This is a genomic window from Streptomyces sp. NPDC005202, assembly GCF_040608235.1.
In the GTDB taxonomy this organism is placed as follows: Bacteria; Actinomycetota; Actinomycetes; order Streptomycetales; family Streptomycetaceae; genus Streptomyces.
The window spans coordinates 45,114-63,457 of record NZ_JBEXHW010000003.1 but is presented as its reverse complement, the minus strand read 5'-3'; the positions used below and the strand labels follow the sequence as shown (position 1 = coordinate 63,457).

Genomic DNA, 18,344 nt, shown 5'->3' with positions numbered 1-18,344 from the left:
AAGACTGGCGCCGCCATGGCCGTGGACGAACTCGACACCCGCATCCTGCGGCTGCTGCTGGAGCAGCCGCGCACCAGCGTGCGCGAGTACGCCCGCATCCTCGGCATCGCACGCGGCACGCTCCAGGCCCGGCTCGACCGCCTCGAACGGGACGGCGTGATCACCGGCACGGGCCCGACGCTCTCCCCCGCCGCGCTCGGCCACCCGGTGCTGGCGTTCGTGCACATCGAGGTCACCCAGGGCCACTTGGACGACGTCGGGGACGCGCTGGCCGGCGTGCCCGAGATCGTCGAGGCGTTCTCGATCACGGGCGGCGGCGATCTGCTCACCCGGGTCGTGGCGCGCGACAACGCCCACCTGGAGGACGTGATCCAGAAGCTGATCAGCCTGCCGGGTGTGGTCCGCACCCGTACCGAGGTGGCCCTGCGCGAGCGCGTCCCGCACCGGCTGCTGCCGCTGGTGGAGGCGATCGGCCGTACGGCGCAGAAGTGAGCTTGCTCGCTGCGCGCGGTGTCCCCGGAGTACACCACCGCCGATCTGCTGCCGCGGGGGTCAGGCGGAGTTCACTGCGCAGTCCTCGCGCGACTGGCTCGTACGCTCAGCTCCGTCTTCCTGATCTTTCCGGTGGGGGTGAGCGGCAGCTCGGGGACGATCTCGACGAGCGGCACCTTGTAGGCCGCCATGGCCGTGCCCGCCCAGGCGCGCAGCTCGTCCGCGGTGAGCGCCGAGCCCGGGGCGGTCCGCACGAAGGCGTACGGCAGCTGCCCGCTGCGTTCGTCCTCGACGGCCACGACGGCCGCCGCGAGCACCTCGGGATGCCGGCCGAGCAGCGTCTCGACCTCGGTCGGGAACACGCTCATCCCTTTCACCTTGATCATGTCCTTGTTGCGGCCGAGGTAGCGCAGACAGCCGTCCTCGTCGAGGCTGCCGATGTCCCCGGTGTGCAGCCAGCCGTCGCGGATCGCCGTGGCGGTGGCCTCGGGGGCGCGCCAGTAGCGGGTGAGGACCGACGGTCCGCGCACGACGATCTCGCCGGGCTCGCCCAGCGGCAGCGGCCTGCCGGTGGTGAAGTCGACGATCATGAACTCGGTGCCGGGGACGGGCAGTCCGCAGAAGACCGGGTCACCGAGCAGGTCGCGGTCGCCGTCCTGGAAGCCGAGCGTGTTGGTGTCGCTGGTGTGGGTCTCGGTCATGCCGTACGACGCCTCGCGCAGTACGCCGCCGGTGGCCTGCCGCCAGCGGGCGCGCACCTCGGGGGTGAGCTTGCGGATGAAGGAGATCGCGAGCGGAGCGGTGAGGCTGCTCAGGTCGTGCCGCGGGAAGTCGGGGTGGTCGAGGAGTTCGAGGTAGTTCTCGACGGTCCCTGCCATGGTGGCGACCCGGTGCTGCTCGATCGCCCGCAGCACGGCAGCGGGGTCCCAGCGGGCGAGAAGCACGCTCGTGCCGCCGGAGACGAGGGGCGCGAGGATGCCGAGGTTCTCGCCCGCGATCCAGAAGACCGGCAGGTAGCACAGCGAGACGATGCCGTCCTCGGCACCCGGCATCCCGTTCTGGATGGCGGTCGCCGTGTAGACCATGTGCCGCTGGGTGTGCTCGACGCCCTTGGGCATTCCGGTGGTTCCGCCGGTGTAGTTGAGCGCGGCGAGCGCGTCGAGGTCCTCGGCCGGCTCGGCCGGCGGCGGATGCTCCAGGGCCTTCGCCCAGTCCTCCACGAGCAGCGTCTGCCGGACGGCGGTGCCGTCCCGGCCCGCGTCGAGGACCGGCAGCAGGGACGCGGACGTGATCACCAACTCGGCGCCGGTGTCCTGGAGTTCGTACCGCACCTCTTCGGCCCGGAACATCGGGTTCACCGGTACGTGCACCGCACCGAGCCGCAGGATCGCGAGGAACGCGACGACGAAGTGCGCGCCGTTGGGCAGGAAGACGGCCACCCGGTCGCCCCGGCGGATGCCCTGGTCGTCCAGCCACCCGGCCAACCGGCCGACGACGTCGTCGAGTTCGCGGTAGGTGAGCTGCTGGTCGCCGTGGACGAGCGCAGGCCGGTCGGGCCTCTCGCGGGCCCAGTGGCGTACGTATCCGGGTACCGTCCGTTCCCCGGCGCGGTGGGTCACGGTGTCGGGTTGCCGGCCCCGGCGGGCCCTGGCCCAGCGGGTGCGCAGATCGGCGAGGTAGTCCTCGATGTCGGGGATGTCGGGGATGTCGGGTGCGTGCGTCATGGTGCGGCTACTCCTGGCGTATGGGTGCGACTCCGAGCAGGTGCAGGTACAGGGCGGTGACGTCGCGGACGGCGTCGTCGTACGCGTCGGGGCGTGCGGCGGTCAGGCGCGCGAACTCGATGCACATGCCGCCCACCGCGCGCGCCAGGGCGAGCGGTTCGGTGACGGGGGTGGCGCGGCCCTCGGCGGACAGGCGGCGGATGTAACGGGCGTGGCGGTGCACGGGCCGCTCCCGGATCTCCTGCCACAGCTCTCGCACGTCCGGGTCGGTCCGGGCCTGCTGCTCCAGCAGGCCCAGCAGCGGAAGGTGCCGGGCGTAGGCGGCGATGAAGGCGCCCACGGAGGCCTCGGCGACGGCGTGGATGTCGTCGGTGTCGACGCCCGGCACGTCCTGCGCGGCGAGGAACGCATCCCTGACGCGCACCGCGAGGACGCGGAAGATCTCCTCCTTGGACGCGAAGTACACGTAGAAGCCCGCCCGGGACACCTCGGCCTCGGCGGTGATGTCGGCCACCGTGGCCGGGCCGTAGCCGAGCCGGGTGAAGACGGCCTCGGCGGCGTCGAGGAGCCGGCCGCGGGCGGGGGCTTCGGTGCGGTCGCGGGCGGTGCGGACCGCCCAGGCCTTGTGCGTGCGTGCCACGCGGTGAGCATATTGACGTTGACGTCAATGTCAATGAGCATGGCGGGGCTGATCGTTGGTGTCCTGGAGGGGCTCTCATGGGTTCTGCCGCCGTGCTCGTCGCCAACCGCGGGGAGATCGCCGTACGCGTCCTGCGCACCGCGTCGGAGGCCGGGCTGCGCACGGTCGCGGTGTACGCCGAGGGCGACGACCTGCACACCCGGCTCGCCGACGAGGCCGTGCCGCTGCCCTCCGGCTACCTGGACGCCGAGGCGCTGGTGGCCGCGGCGCGCCGCACTGGCTGCGCCCTCCTGCACCCCGGATACGGCTTCCTGAGCGAGAACGCCGGTTTCGCCCGGCGATGCGCCGAGGCCCAGGTCGCCTTCGTCGGCCCGGCGCCCGAGGTGCTGGAAGTCTTCGGGGACAAGGCGCGGGCACGCGAGCTCGCTGTCGCGGCCGGGGTGCCGGTGCTCGCCGGGACGCGTGGGGCGACGAGCGTGGCCCAGGCGCGGGAGTTCCTCGCGGGCGGGCCGGTGATGATCAAGGCGGTCGGCGGGGGCGGCGGGCGCGGCATGCGGGTGGTGCGGACGGCCGAGGAGCTTCAGGAGGCGTGGGAGCGCTGCCGGTCGGAGGCGCAACAGGGCTTCGGCAACGGCGAGTTGTATGTGGAGCGGCTCTTGGAGGGTGCGCGGCACATCGAGGTGCAGGTGGTGGGGGACGTCACGGGCACCGTCACCCACCTGTGGGACCGGGACTGCAGCGCGCAGCGCCGCCACCAGAAGCTGATCGAGATCGCGCCCGCCCCCGAACTGCCCGACGCCGTCCGGGAGAAGATCCTCGACAGCGCCCTGCGCCTGGCGCGGGCCGCCCGCTGCACGAGCCTCGTCACCTTCGAGTTCCTGGTCAGGGGCGACGAGTTCCACTTCATCGAGGCCAACCCCCGGTTGCAGGTGGAGCACACGGTCACCGAGGAGGTGACGGGCGTCGACCTGGTCGCCGCACAACTGCGGCTGGCGGCGGGCGAGACGCTGGCCGATCTGGGGCTGGCGGGACCGCCCACGGCGCCGCGCGGTTTCGCGGTCCAGGCGCGGGTCAACGCGGAGGTCACGGCCGCCGACGGGTCGGTGCGGCCGTCGGCGGGACGGATCACGCGGTTCGACGTACCCACCGGGCCCGGCATCCGGGTCGACACGGCCGTCCGGGCCGGGGCCGAAGTGGGCGTCCGCTACGACTCGCTGCTGGCGAAAGTGGTCGCGCACGTCCCCCACGGCGAGGTCGGCGCGGCCTGCGCCCGGGTGCGGCGGGCGCTGGGCGAGTTCGCGGTGGAGGGGGTGCGGACGGGGATTCCGCTGTTGCGGGAGGTCCTGGCACGGCCGGGCTTCTGGGCGCACACCGGGGTGGTGGAGGACCATGCGCGCACCTTCGCACCGGAGGAGGCCCAGGCGGCGCGGCCGCTGGACGGCGCGGTGGTCGCCCCGATGAGCGGCACCGTCGTCTCCGTCGACGTGACGGTCGGCCAACCCGTCCGCGCCGGGCAGCAGTTGCTGGTGATCGAGGCCATGAAGATGGAGCACGCGGTGCGCGCGCCCGGCTCGGGTGTCGTAAGTGTGCTGCACGCGCGCGTGGGAGCGACGATCGGCGAGGGGCAACCCCTGGTGACGCTGACCGAGGTGTCGGGTTCGGCTGCCGAGGCTCCGGCGGAGGAGGCGGTCGATCCCGACGCCGTCCGCGCGGACCTGGCCGAAGTCGTCCGCCGCCACGCCTTCGGCCTGGACGAGAACCGGCCCGAGGCGGTGGCCAGGCGGCACGCGATCGGCCGCCGTACGGCCCGGGAGAACATCGCGGACCTGTGCGACCCGGGCTCCTTCACCGAGTTCGGCGCGCTCGCGATCGCCGCCCAGCGCCGCCGGCGGTCCCTGGACGACCTGATCCGGTCGACGCCGGCCGACGGCATGGTGACCGGCACCGGGCGGGTGGACGGCCGGCCGTGCGTGGTGATGTCGTACGACTACACGGTCCTCGCGGGCACCCAGGGGCTGCAGAACCACCGCAAGACCGACCGGATGCTGGAGATCGCCGCCCAGCGGCGGCTGCCGGTGGTGCTGTTCGCGGAGGGCGGCGGAGGCCGGCCCGGGGACACGGACACCACGCAGGTGGCCGGCCTGGACGTGACCACCTTCCACCGGATGGGCCGCCTGAGCGGCCAGGTCCCCCTGGTCGGCATCGCGTCCGGGCGGTGCTTCGCGGGCAACGCGGCGCTGCTCGGCTGCTGCGACGTCATCATCGCCACGCCCGAGGCGACCATCGGCATGGGCGGGCCCGCGATGATCGAGGGCGGCGGACTGGGCGTGTACCGGCCGGAGGAGGTCGGGCCACTGTCGGTTCAGGTTCCCAACGGGGTGGTGGACGTCGCGGTCGCCGACGAGGCGGAGGCCGTACGGGTGGCGCGACTCTACCTGTCGTACTTCCAGGGCCCGCAGGAGAGTTGGGAGGCGCCGGATGCGCGGCTGCTGCGGCACGTCGTGCCGGAGAACCGGCGGCGGGCCTACGACGTGCGGGCGGCGATCCGGGGGCTGGCGGACACGGGATCGGTCCTGGAACTGCGCCCGGAGTTCGGTGTGGGCGTGCTGACCTGCCTGATCCGCATCGAGGGCCGACCGCTGGGGCTCGTCGCCAGCAATCCGGCACATCTGGGCGGGGCCATCGACCGGGACGCGGCGGACAAGACGGCCCGTTTCCTGCAGGTGTGCGACGCCTTCGGGCTGCCGGTCGTCTCGCTGTGCGACACGCCGGGTTTCATGGTGGGCCCGGACGCCGAACGGACCGCCACGGTACGGCACTTCGCGCGGCTGTTCGTGACGGGTGCGCAGCTGCGCGTCCCGCTGGTGAGCCTCGTGCTGCGCAAGGCGTACGGGCTCGGCGCGATGGCGATGATGGGCGGCTCGACCCGCGCTCCCCTGGCCACGGCCGCCTGGCCCAGCGGTGAGTTCGGCGGCATGGGCCTGGAGGGCGCGGTCCGGCTCGGCTACCGCAGGGAACTGGAGGCGATCGAGGACCCCGAGGAGCGGGCGCGTGCCTTCGAGGCGCGGGTCGCCGAGCTCTACGAACACGGAAAGGCGGTCAACACGGCCGCCGCACTGGAGATCGACGCGGTGATCGACCCGGCCGAGTCGCGCGCGTGGATCCTGGCGGCGCTGGACGGGTGCGCTCAGCTGCCGGAACGGCGGCCGTTCGTCGACACGTGGTGAGCCGACCGTCGACGCACGGTGAGCAGGCCGTCGACGCACGGTGAGGCGGCCGTCGACGCATGGTGAGGCGTCGGCGTACCCCGATGTCACACTCCCGTGCGGGCCTCCTGGGGTGCAGACACCCGTGGGAGGCCTCCATGAGCACGATGGATCCGTACCGCAGGACGGCAACCGAGCGAGAGATCGAGTTGTCCGCCGGGACGATCGCCTACCGGGACACCGGCGGTGACAGGCCCGTCCTGGTGCTGCTGCACGGTCTGATGATGGACGCCTCGCTGTGGGACGGCCCGATCGCCGACCTGTCCGCCGACCACCGGCGCGTGGCCCCGACCCTGTGGTCCGCGGGCGGCTCGGGCAGGGCGCGCAGCGCGGCTCACGCCTGCGTACGGCAACCGGAGCGGAGGAGCACGAAGGGTGGGCCCAGGGGCGGTACGGCCCCCAGTCCGCACCCGGGTCGACGGCTTCGGCCGCCTCCGCCGCCACCCGCAGGGCGCGCGGTGGTCCACCGAATCCATGACTGGGCGGTACTCCACCGAACCCATGGCCGGGCGCAGTGCACCAGCGAACCCACGACTGGGCGCGGTGCACCACCGAACCCATGGCAGGCAGCTGGTCCCCTCTCACGCGACGGGGCGGGGTCACCCGGAGTCACCGGGACCGAAGGGCGTCACCGGGCTCCCCGGCTACGAGCGCCGGCTATGACCGGCGGCGCGGCCGGCCGCGCCCGCCGCCCTTGGCACCTCCGGAGCCGCCCCGCGGGTTCCGGCCCGCCGCCTTGCCCGTCGACCTGCCCGCCGCGGGCTTGCTCCGGGCGGCCGCGTCGGGGTGCTTGCGCTTCGGCTGCGCCGGGGGCTGCTGGGCCGGGGTGCGTCCCCGGGTGCTGTTGACCGTCCGTCCGCGGACGATCCCGATGAAGTCCTCGACCAGGTCGGTGGTCGCCTCCTCCGGCCACGACAGCGCGACGCTGGACTGCGGGGCGTCCACGACGGGCCGGTAGGTGAGGTCCCCGCGGTGGTGCAGGCGGGCCAGGGACTGGGGCACGACGAGCAGGCCCACGCCCGCCGCCACGAGCTCGACGGCGTCCGCCGTGGTGGCGGGGCGCTCGAAGGCGGGCTCTGCGGGCGGCCGCTCCCAGCCGAGGACGTCGTCGAGGGGATGGAAGACGACCTCGTCGGCGAGATCCTCGACGGACACCTCGTCCACGGCCGTCACCAGGTGGTCCTTGGGAACCACGACCACGGTCGTCTCGGTGTAGAGGGGGATCGCGCTGAAGACCGAACGGTCGACCGGCAGCCGTACGATCCCCGCGTCCGCCTCGCCGCTGCGCAGCACATCGGAGGCCTCGGCGGCCGGGACCTGCACGAGAGTCAGGGGGACGTCGGGCAGGCGCTCGTTCCAGATCCGCACCCACTTGGCGGGCACCACCCCGGGGACGTACGCGAGCCGGAACGAGGGGGATGCTTCCAAGCCTGTCACACCGCCAGGTTACCCGGCGTGGTCGGACCTCTCGTCCCGGGTCGATAGCCTTGACACCATGAAGTCGCACCAGACCACCCAGACGATGAAGCCCGCGACCGCGGCGAAGAAGCTGGGTGTGTACCTCCCCGCCACGCCCGCCGAATTCCAGGAGGGCGTCGTCTCACGTGCCGAGCTCGACGAGCTCCACGCCAATCCGCCGGAGTGGCTGCGGGAGCTGCGACGCAACGGTCCGCACCCCCGTCCGGTCGCCGCGGCCAAGCTGGGCGTCTCCATCGCCGGTCTTGCGCGCGGCGGGGTCACGGAACCCCTCACCACCGAGCAGATCAAGGCCCTGACGCAGGCCCGGCCCGAGTGGCTGGAGAAGGAGCGCGCCACCCAGGCCGAGGTCCGCAAGGGGGCAGCACGCCTCAGGAAGCGGAACGCCGAGCGCGCCGAGCAGAGCGCGGAGCCGCGCTCCTGAGCTGTCCCTCGGGGATCAGCCTCCTTCCCACGGCCCGCCGCCTCCCCCCTGCCTGTGCCCCCTGCTCCGGTCGCCTCGGGCGGAAACGTACGCGGAAGACCGCTCGGGCGACGGAAGCAGTTGTCAATTGATGCCACACGCATCAAAGACGAGTCACCCAGCGCTCCCCCGCGCTCCCCCGCGCTCCTGTGCGCCCCCGCGGACAGAGGATTCGGGAGCCGAGAACAGGTTGAACTGGGCAGGACATGAATCGAGCACCAAGCCAGTGAAAGACCGCGCAACTTTCGTGTGTCGACCGAGGCAGGTGGTATTCGATGAACGGTGCCGGGCCCGAAACAGAGCGCGCATGGAAGGTGGGTAGGCATATTCCCGTTCTTCAGTCACGGTATTTCCTTGTTCTGGCGGCCGCTGGCCTTTCTGAATTCCTTACCCGCGCAGGGAGACCTGGTCCAGATACGCCTGGGCCCCCTGCGCGCCTGGATGGTGTGCCACCCCGAACTCGTCCACCGGATGCTCATGGACACGCGCACCTTCGACAAGGGGGGCCCGCAGTACGACAGGCTCCGGATGCTGATGGGCGACGGCCTGGTCACGAGCCGTCAGGAAGCGCATCGCCGACAGCGGCGGCTGCTGCTGCAACCGCGCTTCCGCCCTTCCCACATCGCCGAGTACACGGAACTGATGGGCGAGGAAGCCGAGTCGGTGTGCCGCGCCTGGCGGGCAGGGCAGAAGATCGACGTCAGCGCGGCGATGATGGCGCTGACGACACGGGTGACCAGCCGCGTCCTGCTCTCCGACACGCTTGACGAAGCGACGGCCGCCGAGGTGAGGGACTGTCTGTCCACCATCGTGCGCGGCCTGTTCGTCCGCACGGTCGTACCGGTCGACGCCCCCTTCCGCGTCCCCACACCCGCGAACCGCCGTTACCGGCACGCGGTCGACCGTCTTCACGCGATCATCGACTCGACCATCGCGGAGCGCCGTCGGAGCGCTCCCCGCGACGACCTGCTGGGCACCCTGCTGGCAGCCGCGCAGGGTGAGGACGCAGCAGCAGCGATCACCGAACAGGAAGTCCACGACCACCTCATCACGCTTCTGCTCACCGGAGTCGAGACCACCGCGCTGTGCCTGGCCTCCGCCTTCAGCCTGCTGGCCCGCCATCCGGAGATGGAGCGCCGCACGCCGAAGTTGACGCGGTGCTCGCCGGACGACCGCCCGGCCTCGAGGAGTTGCCGCGCCTCGTCCACACCCGATGCGTCGTCACCGAGACGCTGCGCCACTGCCCGCCCGGCTGGCTCTTCACCCGCGTCACCACCAAAGAGACGGATCTCGCCGGGTGCCGTCTCCCCCGGGGAGCCACCGTCCTGTACAGCCCCTACCTCCTGCACCACGACCCCGCGTCGTTCCCCGATGGGGCGCACGAGCAGGGCCCCGCCGAGGAGTTCGACCGGGCCGCGGGCGACCCGGGCGACGGCCGCCGGCTCGCCCCGGACGGCGGCCGACAGTGCCGACCGGAACACCGCCCTGACGGGCGCTTCCGCGCCGACCGGCGTGATCAGGACGTCGACGACCCCGCCGCAGGTCAGCCCGACGGCGAAGGCGTCCTCGTCGCTGTAGCCGAAGCGTTCCAGGACGGTCGTGTTCTCCTGGAGTGCCTGGAGGCACAGGTCGTACACCGCTCCTTCCACGCAGCCGCCGGAGACGGAACCGATGGCCGTGCCTTCGCTGTCGACGGCGAGAGCGGCGCCGGGCTCGCGCGGCGCACTGCCGCCGACGGCCACGACGGTGGCGACGGCGAAGTCCCGGCCCTCCTCGACCCAGCGGTGCAACTCCTCGGCGAGGTCAAGCATCCCGGGCTCCCGTACCCGCCCGCAGGACGCGGTCGGGCCGGATGGGCAGGCTCCGGTGGCGTACGCCGGTCGCGTGCCAGACCGCGTTGGCGATCGCCGCCGCGGCGCCCACGATGCCGATCTCCCCGATGCCCTTGATCCCGACCGGATCGTCCGGGTCCGGGTCGTCGATCCAGTCCGCCTCGATGAGCGGTACGTCGGCGTGCGTGGCGACGTGATAGCCCGCGAGGTCGGCGCCGACGTGGCCGCCCGAGGCCTGGTCCCGGATCGCTTCCTCGTGCAGGGCCATGGAGATGCCCCAGGTCATACCGCCGACGAACTGGTTGTGCGCGGTGAGCGGGTTGACGATCCGGCCCGCCGCGAAGATGCCGAGCATGCGCCGCACCCGCACCTCGCCGGTGATGACGTCCACGGCGACCTCGGCGAACTGCGCTCCGAAGGAGTGCCGTTCCTTCTGTGCGAGGGCGCCGATGGCCGCGGAGGTGTCCGACCGTACCGTGATCCCCTCCGGCGGAATGCCGGCACTCAGGGCGAGCCGCTCCCGCAGCTCTCCGGCCGCGGCCGTGACCGCCCACGCCCAGGAGCGGGTGCCCATCGAACCTCCGGCGATCATCGCCGGTCCGAAGTCGCTGTCCCCGATCCGCACCCGGACACGGTCCGGCGCCACCTCCAGCGCGTCGGCGGCCACCAGGGTGAGCGCAGTCCGTGCCCCAGTTCCGATGTCCGCCGCGGAGATCCGGACGGTGAAGGTGCCGTCGGCCTCCGCCGTCACGGCCGCCGTGGACGGTGCGGCCCCCGCGGGGAAGGAGGCCGCCGCCGTGCCGGTGCCGAGCAGCCGGTGCCCCTCACGGCGCAGGCCGGGGCGCGGATCCCGGTCCGCCCAGCCGAACCTGCGGGCGCCCTCCCGGAAACAGGCGAGCAGGTTGCGGCTGCCGAACGGCAGCCCGGACACGGGACCTCGCTCGGGCTCGTTGCGTGCGCGCAGTTCGATCGGGTCGATGCCGCACTTCTCGGCGAGTTCGTCGAGCGCCGACTCCAGCGCGAACGATCCCGGTGCCTCACCCGGCGCGCGCATCCACGTCGGTGTCGGCACGTCGAGCCGTACGACCCGGTTGGCGGTGTGGTGGGCGTCGGCGTCGTACATCGCCCGTGCCACTCCGGCGCTCGGCTCGACGAATTCGTGCACGGTGGAGGTGAGGCTCAGGGAGCGGTGCTCCAGCGCGCGCAGCCGCCCGTCGGCGTCGGCGCCGAGCCTGATCCGCTGCGTGGTGGGGCTGCGGTAGCCGGCGAGCGAGAACATCTGGCGGCGAGTCATGACGACCCGCACCGGGCGCTGCAGGACGGTCGCGGCCATCACGGCGGCGACCTGGTGCGCGCGGACCCCTTTGCTCCCGAAGCCGCCACCGACGTGTTCGGACCGCACTCGCACGGAGGCCGGGTCGAGCGAGAACAGTTTGGCGAGTTCGCTCGCGACCCAGGTGGTGCCCTGGTTGGAGTCGACGACCTCGAGCCGGCCGCCGTCCCAACGGGCCGTCGCCGCATGGGGTTCCATGGGGTTGTGGTGCTCTTCCGGGGTGGTGTACTCGGCGTCCACCACGACGGCGGACGCGACGAGTGCCGACTCCAGGTCCCCCTTCTCCGTCACCGCCGGCATGTGGCCGTCCAGCGGGTAGGCGTCCGGGCGTCCGGCGGAGAACGCCACGTCGTGCGGCTCCTCCTCGTAGTGCACCACGAGCGCTTCGGCGGCCTCCCTGGCCTGCTCGGACGTCTCGGCGACGACCAGCGCCACCGGCCAGCCCATGTGGGGCACCCGGTCGTGCTGGAAGACGGCACAGGTCGGGTCCGGCGGAACGCCCAGCAGGCCGACGTAGTCGGTATCGACACGCGGGGCGTTGTGGTGGTGCAGGACGGTGAGAACGCCCGGCATCCCGAGGACGGGGGCGGTCTCCAGCGAGCGGATCCGGCCGCGGGCGACGGAGGACAGCACCAGCCAGCCGTGGGCGAGGTCGGCGAACGGGATCTCTCCTGCGTAGCGGGCCGCTCCGGTGACCTTGTCCCGGCCCTCCACGCGGGTGTGCGCGGTGCCGACGGAACCCTGCGCCGTCGTGGTCGGGGTCGTGGCGGTGGTCATCGGGCGGCCTCCTCGACGAGTTCGGTCAGCACGGCCACCACGAGGTTGCGCATCAGTGTCACCTTGTACTGGTTGTGGGGCAGCGGCTCTGCCGCCGCCAGTTCGGTGTCCGCGGCGGCGGCGAAGGTCTCGCCGTCGGCCGGTGCCCCGGTCAGCACCCGTTCGGCCGCCCGGGCCCGCCACGGCCGGGACGCGACCGCCCCGAAGGCCAGGCGGACGTCGTGGACGACGCCGTCGCGGACGTCGAGCGCGGCGGCGATCGAGCCGATCGCGAACGCGTACGAGGCACGCTCGCGCACCTTCCGGTAGCGCGAGCGGGCGGCGACCGGAGCGGGCGGCAGGGTGACGCCGGTGATCAGCGCTCCTGGCGGCAGGGCGGTCTCCCGGTGCGGGGTGTCGCCCACCGGCAGATAGAACTCGGTGAGCGGCAACTCGCCCGGCCCGTCGGCTGTTTCGTACGCGACGACGGCGTCGAACGCCGTCAGTGCCACGCCCATGTCCGAGGGGTGGACGGCCACGCAGTGGTCGGAGGCGCCCAGGATCGCGTGGTTGTGGTGTTCGCCCTGGATGGCGGGACAACCGCTGCCGGGGACGCGCTTGTTGCACGATTTGGTCACGTCGGTGAAGTAGCCGCAGCGAGTGCGCTGGAGCAGGTTCCCACCGACCGTGGCCATGTTGCGCAGTTGTCCGGAGGCGCCGGCCAGTACCGCCTGCGTCAACGCCGGGTAGCGGCGGCGGACTTCGGGGTGCGCGGCGAGGTCGCTGTTGGTGACGGTCGCGCCGATGAGCAGGCCGCCGTCCTTGGCCGGCTCGATCCGGTCCAGGGGAAGTGCGCGGATGTCGACGAGCCGGGCCGGCCGCTCGACGCCGGTCTTCATCAGGTCGACGAGGTTGGTGCCGCCGCCGAGGAAGCGTGCGTCCGGATCGGCACCGAGCAGCGCGACCGCGCCGGCGACGTCGGACGCCCTCTGATAGCCGAACTCCCTCATGCCAGCGCCTCCGTGGCTTGCGCCCCGACCGTGGTGTCCGCCTCGGCCGCGGCCGCCCGGGCGACCGCCTGGACGATCGACACGTACGCGCCGCAGCGGCACAGGTTGCCGCTCATCCGCTCCCGGATCTCCTCGGCGGTCAGCGGGGGTGGGCCCGCTTCGGGCCGGATGTCATCGGTGACGGCGCTGGGCCAGCCCGCCGCGTGTTCCTGGATCACCGCGACGGCCGAGCAGATCTGCCCCGGGGTGCAGTAGCCGCACTGGTAGCCGTCGAGGTCGAGGAAAGCCTGCTGCACCGGATGCAGGCGGCCACCCTCGGCCACGCCTTCGATGGTGGTGATCTCGCGCCCCTCGGCCGCCACCGCGAGTTGCAGACAGACCACGGTCCGGCGCCCGTCGAGCAGGACGGTGCAGGCACCGCATTGTCCCTGGTCACAGCTCTTCTTGGTGCCGGTCAGGTCGAGGCGCTCGCGCAGTGCATCGAGCAGGGTGGTGCGGTGGTCGACGGACAGCGTGTACTTCTCGCCGTTGATGTTCAAGGTGACGGCGCTGGACGTCGATGGGCCCATGATCAGCTTCTTTCGCGTATCCGGAACGCGTCGAGGGGACGGTCCGGCAGACAGACGAATCAGGAGTAAGGAGATGGCGCTGTACGTGGAACGAGTGAGGGCTGTACGCGGCGAGAGGGCTTCGGGAGCAGGCCGGATGCGGGGAAGGAACGCCGGTGGCGAGGGCCACGGCCGCCCGGGCAGGCCGCATCCGCCGCTATGGTGGAGCTGACCGGACAGCTGTCCGGTATCAGCGAACCTACCGGACAGTTGTCCGGTTAGCAAGGCCCGGACTGGCCACGAGCCCGCGAGGAGGACGAGTGCAGCAGAAGAAGGACGCGCCTCTTCGCTCGGACGCGCAACGGAATCGTGAGCGCATCCTGGAAGTGGCACTGGCCGAGCTGACGCGCTCGGCGGACACCCCGCTGAGCGTGATCGCCAAGAAGGCGGGCGTCGGGCAGGGCACGTTCTACCGCAACTTCCCCCATCGCGAGGCGCTCGTCCTCGAGGTGTATCGCTACGAGATGCAGCAGGTCGCCGACAGCGCGGCCCAGCTTCTCGAGAGCCGGGAACCCGACCGGGCCCTGCGCGAGTGGATGGACCGCCTCGCCCGGTTCGCCATGGCCAAGGCCGGCCTGGCGGACGCCATCCGGCAGGCCACCAGCGCACCGGGGAGCCCGGCGAAACCCGGACACACCCCGGTGAGCTCCGCGGCCGAACTCCTGCTCCGCGCCAACGAGGAGGCCGGCACCATCCGCCCGGGAGTGAGCGCGGACGACTTCTTCCTCGCCATCGCCGGCCTCTGGCAGATCGACCCCCGTGGGGACTGGGAGCCGCGCGCCACCCGGCTCCTGGACCTCGTCATGGACGGTCTGCGCGCGGGAGCACCCGGGCGGTGAACGCCGCCCGGCCCGCACGGGCCGGCCCCGATGTCCAACACCACGGGGAGATCGAGGCGGGCTCACGAACCCGCAAGGAAGCTCAACCGCACCTCTCGGTTCGGGTTGTCCTTGTTGGTGTCCACCAGGCACACCGACTGCCACGTCCCGAGCTCCAGGCGTCCGCCGAGCACCGGGATCGTCGCGTGCGGTGGGACCAGGGCCGGGACGACGTGGTCGCGGCCGTGGCCGGGGCTGCCGTGGCGGTGCTGCCAGCGGTCGTCGGCCGGGAGGAGGGTGTGCAGGGCGGCGAGGAGGTCGTCGTCGCTGCCGGAGCCCGTCTCGATGATCGCGATTCCGGCGGTCGCGTGCGGTACGAACACGTTCAGGAGGCCGTCGCGGCCGGCGGCGGTCTCCCGCAGGAAGGCCTCGCAGTCGCGGGTGAGGTCGACGACCGTCTCCCGGGAGCCGGAGGCGACGGTCAGCACTCGGGTGGTGAAGGCATCTGACATGCCTCCATCCTCACCCCTGCGCCGGGTTTCGCACGCGATCACCCGCCCGCCCGGTGATACGAGGGGTCCACTCCGCGAGACACCCGTTGACCATGCCGGCGCCACCTGGCTACTTTCATCGGCATGTTGCGTTCAGCCCTGCTCACCACGCGCGGTCACATCGACCTGCTGCGGGTGGCCTCTGCCGCGTGTCGCCGCGGCCGCTGACGCCCTTTCACCGTTTTTCTCGCCTTCGCCCGCCCCACCCGCACGTCCGGTCCGAGCTCTGACCCGAGCCTTCCCTGACACGGCGGCGCACAGGCGCGTTTCCCCACCCGGCCGCTCTCCTCCCCCATGGAGCACTCATGAGCATCAGCCACGCCCCGCCCGGCTCGACCGAACCCGATATTTCAGATATCTCCCGGCCTGACCTGGGCAAGACCGACGCCCCCGACCGGTCTGCCATCGATCTCGTCCCCCTGGTCCCCAGCTCCTCCCGCCGCACCCGCGTGCCCCGCTGGCTGCGCCGTACCACCGGGCCGCTCCTGCTGCTGGCGATGTGGCAACTCCTCAGCAGCACCGGCGTGTTGAGGGCCGACGTGCTCGCCTCCCCCGGCCGCATCGCCCAGGTCGCCGGGGATCTGATCTCCGACGGCTCGCTGCCCTCGGCCATGGGGACGTCGCTCCAGCACGTCGCTGTCGGTCTGCTGCTGGGCACCGTCATCGGCACCGGCCTCGCCCTGGTCTCCGGGCTGTTCCGGATCGGCGAGGATCTCGTGGACGCGCCCGTCCAGATGCTGCGGACCGTGCCGTTCGTGGGGCTCATCCCGCTGTTCATCATCTGGTTCGGCATCGGTGAGGCCCCGAAGGTCGCGATCATCACGCTGGGCGTGACCTTCCCGCTCTACCTCAACGTCTACGCCGGCATCCGCGGCGTCGACGCCCAGCTGATCGAGGCCGGGGAGTCCCTCGGGCTGTCGCGCTGGGGACTGGTGCGGCACATGGTGCTGCCGGGCGCGCTGCCCGGCGCGATGACCGGGCTGCGCTACTCCCTCGGCATCTCCTGGCTCGCCCTCGTCTTCGCCGAGCAGGTCAACGCGGACTCCGGCATCGGCTTCCTCATGGTGCAGGCGCGGGACTTCCTGCGGACCGATGTGATCGTGGTCTGCCTGATCGTCTACGCCTTCCTCGGCCTGCTCGCCGACTTCGTCGTCCGCTCCCTCGAAAGGCTGCTGCTGCAATGGCGACCGACGTTCACCGTCTGGTGATCAACCAGACGGTGCACGTCGAGGGGCTGACCCGCTCCTTCGACGGCCGCACCGTCCTCGACAACCTCCAACTCGACGTTCGCCCCGGCGAGTTCGTCGCGCTGCTCGGCCGCAGCGGCTGCGGCAAGTCCACGCTGCTGCGCATCCTCGCCGGCCTCGACCGCGACATCGAGGGCACCGTCCTCGTCCCGCGGCGCAAGGCCGTCGCCTTCCAGGCACCCCGGCTGATGCCATGGAAGAAGGTGTGGCGCAACGTGCTGCTGGGCCTGCCCGGCAAGCCCGCACGCGCCGTCGCCGAGCAGGCGCTCACCGAAGTCGGTCTCTCCCACCGCTCGGACGCCTGGCCCAAGACCCTCTCCGGTGGCGAGGCCCAGCGTGCCTCCCTGGCCCGGGCGCTGGTGCGCGAGCCCGATCTGCTGCTGCTCGACGAGCCCTTCGGCGCGCTCGACGCGCTCACCCGCATCAAGGCCCAGCGCCTGGTGGGCGAGCTGTGGCAGCGCCGGGGCTGCGCCGTGCTGCTGGTGACGCACGACGTCGAGGAGGCGGTCCTGCTCGCCGACCGCGTCCTGGTGATGGCCAGCGGCGTCATCGCGCACGAGCAGTCCATCGAGCTCGACCGCCCGCGCGACATCACCGACCCCCGGTTCGCCGAGCTGCGCGCCGGACTGCTGGAACGCCTCGGCGTCGACACGGCCGCCGAAGCCGCCTGATCCCTCTTCATCTCCCTTGAACACGAACGGAACCGCCATGCGACGACGCGTCGTCCCCGCCGCGCTGCTCCTCCCTTTCGCCCTTCTGCTCACCGCCTGCGGCGGGAACTCGGCAGCCGAGACCTCGGCCGGCGCCGGCCGCACCGACGGCAAGGGCTTCCTCACGCTCAACGTCGGTGACCAGAAGGGTGGTTCGGAGGCCGTACTGCGCGCCGCCGGTGAACTGAAGAACCTCGACTACAAGATCAAGTGGTCGACCTTCACCTCCGGCCCGCCGCTGCTGGAGGCCGTCAACGCGGGGGCCGTCGACGTCGGCGGCGTCGGCAACACCCCGCCGGTCTTCGCGGCGGGCGCCAACTCGAAGATCACGGTGGTGGCGGCCTGGCACGGCACGTCCGAGGGCGACGCCATCCTCGTACCGAACAACTCGAAGCTGACCGAACCCCAGCAGCTCAAGGGCAGGTCCATCACCGTCGCGCAGGGTTCGTCCGCGCACTACCAGCTGATCGCCTCCCTCAACAAGGCCGGGCTGAAGCTCGCCGACGTGAAGGTGAAGTACCTCCAGCCGGCCGACGCACTGGCCGCGTTCACCAGCGGCAAGGTGGAGGCGTGGGCGGTGTGGGACCCGTACTCCAGCAGCCGGTCGGCGGTCGCCCAGGCCTCGGCGGCGGAGTCGCGGGAGATGGTGTGCAGCCGGATGCCGAAGCGGACCGTGCGGCCCTCCTGCTCGGCGAGCGACCGGATCCAGTCGATCTTCTCCTTCACCTGGGCCGGCGGCTCGCCCCAGGTCAGGTACACGTCCGCGTGCCGCGCCGCGACCGGCCCGGCCGCCGCCGACGAGCCGCCGAAGAACAGCTGCGGCACGGGGTCCGGCGGCAGCGCGGTCAGCCCGCCGTCGATCTGGTAGTGCGCGCCGTGGAAGTCGTACGGCTCTCCCCGCCACACCCCTCGGACGACGGACAGGAACTCGTCCGTGCGGGCATAGCGCAGGTCATGGTCGAGCCGGTCGCCGAAGCGGCGCTGCTCGGTGGAGTCGCCGCCGGTGACGACGTTGAGCAGCAGCCGCCCGCGGGTGACCCGCTGATACGTCGCCGCCATCTGCGCGGCCAGCGTCGGCGAGATCAGCCCCGGCCGGAACGCGACCAGGAACTTCAGCCGTTCGGTGTGCTGGGCGAGGGCCACGGTCGTCAGCCACGCGTCCTCGCACCAGGTACCGGTCGGGGTCAGCACCGCCTCGAAGCCCAACTGCTCGGCCGCCTTGGCGATCTGGGCGAGGTACTCGATGTCCGGCGGACGTACCCCGCGTACCTGCCGGGCGGCGCCGACGTCGGGTTCGGCGCGTACGCATGCCGGTCGACGAGCGTACGGCCGTCGCCGCCAGTCGGCAGGAACCAGTGGAGACGGACGGTCATCTCAGGACCCCTTCAGGACGCGGGGGGCCGAAGTGGACGGCGGCA

At 72.1% G+C, this 18,344-nt stretch carries 14 protein-coding genes and 5 pseudogenes; 10 read left to right on the top strand and 9 right to left on the bottom strand.

Annotated features, from left to right (window positions below; all coding sequences use genetic code 11):
* Positions 1-15 precede the first annotated feature (15 nt).
* The gene (locus tag ABZV31_RS06945; protein WP_355889199.1) at positions 16-492 is read left to right on the top strand and encodes an Lrp/AsnC family transcriptional regulator; all 477 of its coding nucleotides are present in this window, start codon (positions 16-18) and stop codon (positions 490-492) included.
* Between the two features lie 71 nt (positions 493-563).
* Here ABZV31_RS06945 and ABZV31_RS06940 read toward each other — a convergent pair whose 3' ends face one another.
* Together ABZV31_RS06940 and ABZV31_RS06935 are read right to left on the bottom strand one after the other, a co-directional pair.
* Entirely contained in the window at positions 564-2,216 is a 1,653-nt protein-coding gene (locus ABZV31_RS06940) for an AMP-binding protein (RefSeq protein WP_355889197.1), read from the bottom strand.
* A gap of 7 nt (positions 2,217-2,223) precedes the next feature.
* On the bottom strand, positions 2,224-2,856 hold the full coding sequence (locus ABZV31_RS06935) for a TetR/AcrR family transcriptional regulator (RefSeq protein WP_355889194.1): 633 nt from the start codon (positions 2,854-2,856) through the stop codon (positions 2,224-2,226).
* Between the two features lie 77 nt (positions 2,857-2,933).
* Between ABZV31_RS06935 and ABZV31_RS06930 the strand changes: the two genes are divergently transcribed.
* Positions 2,934-6,083: a carboxyl transferase domain-containing protein gene (locus ABZV31_RS06930; RefSeq protein WP_355889191.1), complete on the top strand. Its 3,150-nt coding sequence runs from the start codon at positions 2,934-2,936 to the stop codon at positions 6,081-6,083.
* A 146-nt stretch (positions 6,084-6,229) separates the two neighbouring features.
* A pseudogene (locus ABZV31_RS06925) lies at positions 6,230-6,418 on the top strand (alpha/beta hydrolase); the annotation flags it as partial.
* A gap of 361 nt (positions 6,419-6,779) precedes the next feature.
* Here ABZV31_RS06925 and ABZV31_RS06920 read toward each other — a convergent pair.
* Positions 6,780-7,559, bottom strand: coding sequence for a LysR family substrate-binding domain-containing protein (locus ABZV31_RS06920; RefSeq protein ID WP_355889188.1), 780 nt, complete (start codon positions 7,557-7,559; stop codon positions 6,780-6,782).
* A 58-nt stretch (positions 7,560-7,617) separates the two neighbouring features.
* On the opposite strand from ABZV31_RS06920, the gene ABZV31_RS06915 reads away from it, so the two are divergent.
* Both ABZV31_RS06915 and ABZV31_RS06910 read left to right on the top strand, forming a co-directional pair.
* Positions 7,618-8,022, top strand: a complete 405-nt coding sequence (locus tag ABZV31_RS06915) for a DUF5997 family protein (RefSeq protein ID WP_355889185.1) — start codon at positions 7,618-7,620, stop codon at positions 8,020-8,022.
* A 480-nt stretch (positions 8,023-8,502) separates the two neighbouring features.
* A pseudogene (locus tag ABZV31_RS06910) lies at positions 8,503-9,374 on the top strand (cytochrome P450); the annotation flags it as partial.
* A gap of 54 nt (positions 9,375-9,428) precedes the next feature.
* Here the strand turns inward: ABZV31_RS06910 and ABZV31_RS06905 are convergent.
* The 4 genes and pseudogenes from ABZV31_RS06905 to ABZV31_RS06890 form a co-directional block, all read right to left on the bottom strand.
* Positions 9,429-9,872 (bottom strand): annotated as a pseudogene (locus ABZV31_RS06905) (XdhC family protein); the annotation flags it as partial.
* Complete coding sequence (locus tag ABZV31_RS06900) at positions 9,865-12,003, bottom strand: xanthine dehydrogenase family protein molybdopterin-binding subunit (protein WP_355889183.1); 2,139 nt, start codon at positions 12,001-12,003, stop codon at positions 9,865-9,867. The gene ABZV31_RS06900 and the pseudogene ABZV31_RS06905, both read right to left, overlap by 8 nt.
* On the bottom strand, positions 12,000-12,992 hold the full coding sequence (locus ABZV31_RS06895) for a xanthine dehydrogenase family protein subunit M (RefSeq protein WP_355889180.1): 993 nt from the start codon (positions 12,990-12,992) through the stop codon (positions 12,000-12,002). Before ABZV31_RS06895 ends, ABZV31_RS06900 begins: the two co-directional genes overlap by 4 nt.
* Positions 12,989-13,561 carry a 2Fe-2S iron-sulfur cluster-binding protein gene (locus tag ABZV31_RS06890; protein ID WP_355889177.1) on the bottom strand — a complete coding sequence of 191 codons (573 nt, stop codon included), beginning with the start codon at positions 13,559-13,561 and terminating at the stop codon, positions 12,989-12,991. The genes ABZV31_RS06895 and ABZV31_RS06890 overlap by 4 nt, the downstream gene beginning before the upstream one ends.
* 299 nt (positions 13,562-13,860) lie before the next feature.
* Between ABZV31_RS06890 and ABZV31_RS06885 the strand changes: the two genes are divergently transcribed.
* Positions 13,861-14,439 (top strand): TetR/AcrR family transcriptional regulator, encoded by a 579-nt coding sequence (locus tag ABZV31_RS06885; protein ID WP_355889174.1) that lies wholly within the window; start codon positions 13,861-13,863, stop codon positions 14,437-14,439.
* Between the two features lie 62 nt (positions 14,440-14,501).
* Here the strand turns inward: ABZV31_RS06885 and ABZV31_RS06880 are convergent, their stop codons facing one another.
* Complete coding sequence (locus ABZV31_RS06880) at positions 14,502-14,930, bottom strand: secondary thiamine-phosphate synthase enzyme YjbQ (RefSeq protein ID WP_355889171.1); 429 nt, start codon at positions 14,928-14,930, stop codon at positions 14,502-14,504.
* Positions 14,931-15,053: 123 nt separating this feature from the next.
* Between ABZV31_RS06880 and ABZV31_RS06875 the strand changes: the two genes are divergently transcribed.
* The 4 genes and pseudogenes from ABZV31_RS06875 to ABZV31_RS06860 all read left to right on the top strand — a co-directional run.
* Positions 15,054-15,137, top strand: coding sequence for a putative leader peptide (locus ABZV31_RS06875; RefSeq protein ID WP_313884353.1), 84 nt, complete (start codon positions 15,054-15,056; stop codon positions 15,135-15,137).
* Positions 15,138-15,274: 137 nt separating this feature from the next.
* Entirely contained in the window at positions 15,275-16,177 is a 903-nt protein-coding gene (locus ABZV31_RS06870; protein ID WP_355889168.1) for an ABC transporter permease, read from the top strand.
* Positions 16,150-16,887, top strand: coding sequence for an ABC transporter ATP-binding protein (locus tag ABZV31_RS06865; protein WP_355889165.1), 738 nt, complete (start codon positions 16,150-16,152; stop codon positions 16,885-16,887). The genes ABZV31_RS06870 and ABZV31_RS06865 overlap by 28 nt, the downstream gene beginning before the upstream one ends.
* Before the next feature lie 37 nt (positions 16,888-16,924).
* Positions 16,925-17,464, top strand: a pseudogene (locus ABZV31_RS06860) (ABC transporter substrate-binding protein); the annotation flags it as partial.
* Here the strand turns inward: ABZV31_RS06860 and ABZV31_RS06855 are convergent.
* Positions 17,426-18,299 (bottom strand): annotated as a pseudogene (locus ABZV31_RS06855) (LLM class flavin-dependent oxidoreductase); the annotation flags it as partial. The pseudogenes ABZV31_RS06860 and ABZV31_RS06855 sit on opposite strands and share 39 nt — an antisense overlap.
* Between the last annotated feature and the right edge of the window lie 45 nt (positions 18,300-18,344).

What these genes read in the sequence shown, in the direction of transcription:
- ABZV31_RS06895 (WP_355889180.1), bottom strand. Translation starts at nt 12,992, where the DNA reads ATGAGGGAGTTCGGCTATCAGAGGGCGTCCGACGTCGCCGGCGCGGTC.
- ABZV31_RS06870 (WP_355889168.1), top strand. Translation starts at nt 15,275, where the DNA reads ATGAGCATCAGCCACGCCCCGCCCGGCTCGACCGAACCCGATATTTCA.
- ABZV31_RS06915 (WP_355889185.1), top strand. Translation starts at nt 7,618, where the DNA reads ATGAAGTCGCACCAGACCACCCAGACGATGAAGCCCGCGACCGCGGCG.
- ABZV31_RS06865 (WP_355889165.1), top strand. Translation starts at nt 16,150, where the DNA reads ATGGCGACCGACGTTCACCGTCTGGTGATCAACCAGACGGTGCACGTC.
- ABZV31_RS06900 (WP_355889183.1), bottom strand. Translation starts at nt 12,003, where the DNA reads ATGACCACCGCCACGACCCCGACCACGACGGCGCAGGGTTCCGTCGGC.
- ABZV31_RS06890 (WP_355889177.1), bottom strand. Translation starts at nt 13,561, where the DNA reads ATGGGCCCATCGACGTCCAGCGCCGTCACCTTGAACATCAACGGCGAG.
- ABZV31_RS06940 (WP_355889197.1), bottom strand. Translation starts at nt 2,216, where the DNA reads ATGACGCACGCACCCGACATCCCCGACATCCCCGACATCGAGGACTAC.
- ABZV31_RS06945 (WP_355889199.1), top strand. Translation starts at nt 16, where the DNA reads ATGGCCGTGGACGAACTCGACACCCGCATCCTGCGGCTGCTGCTGGAG.
- ABZV31_RS06880 (WP_355889171.1), bottom strand. Translation starts at nt 14,930, where the DNA reads ATGTCAGATGCCTTCACCACCCGAGTGCTGACCGTCGCCTCCGGCTCC.
- ABZV31_RS06930 (WP_355889191.1), top strand. Translation starts at nt 2,934, where the DNA reads ATGGGTTCTGCCGCCGTGCTCGTCGCCAACCGCGGGGAGATCGCCGTA.
- ABZV31_RS06875 (WP_313884353.1), top strand. Translation starts at nt 15,054, where the DNA reads ATGTTGCGTTCAGCCCTGCTCACCACGCGCGGTCACATCGACCTGCTG.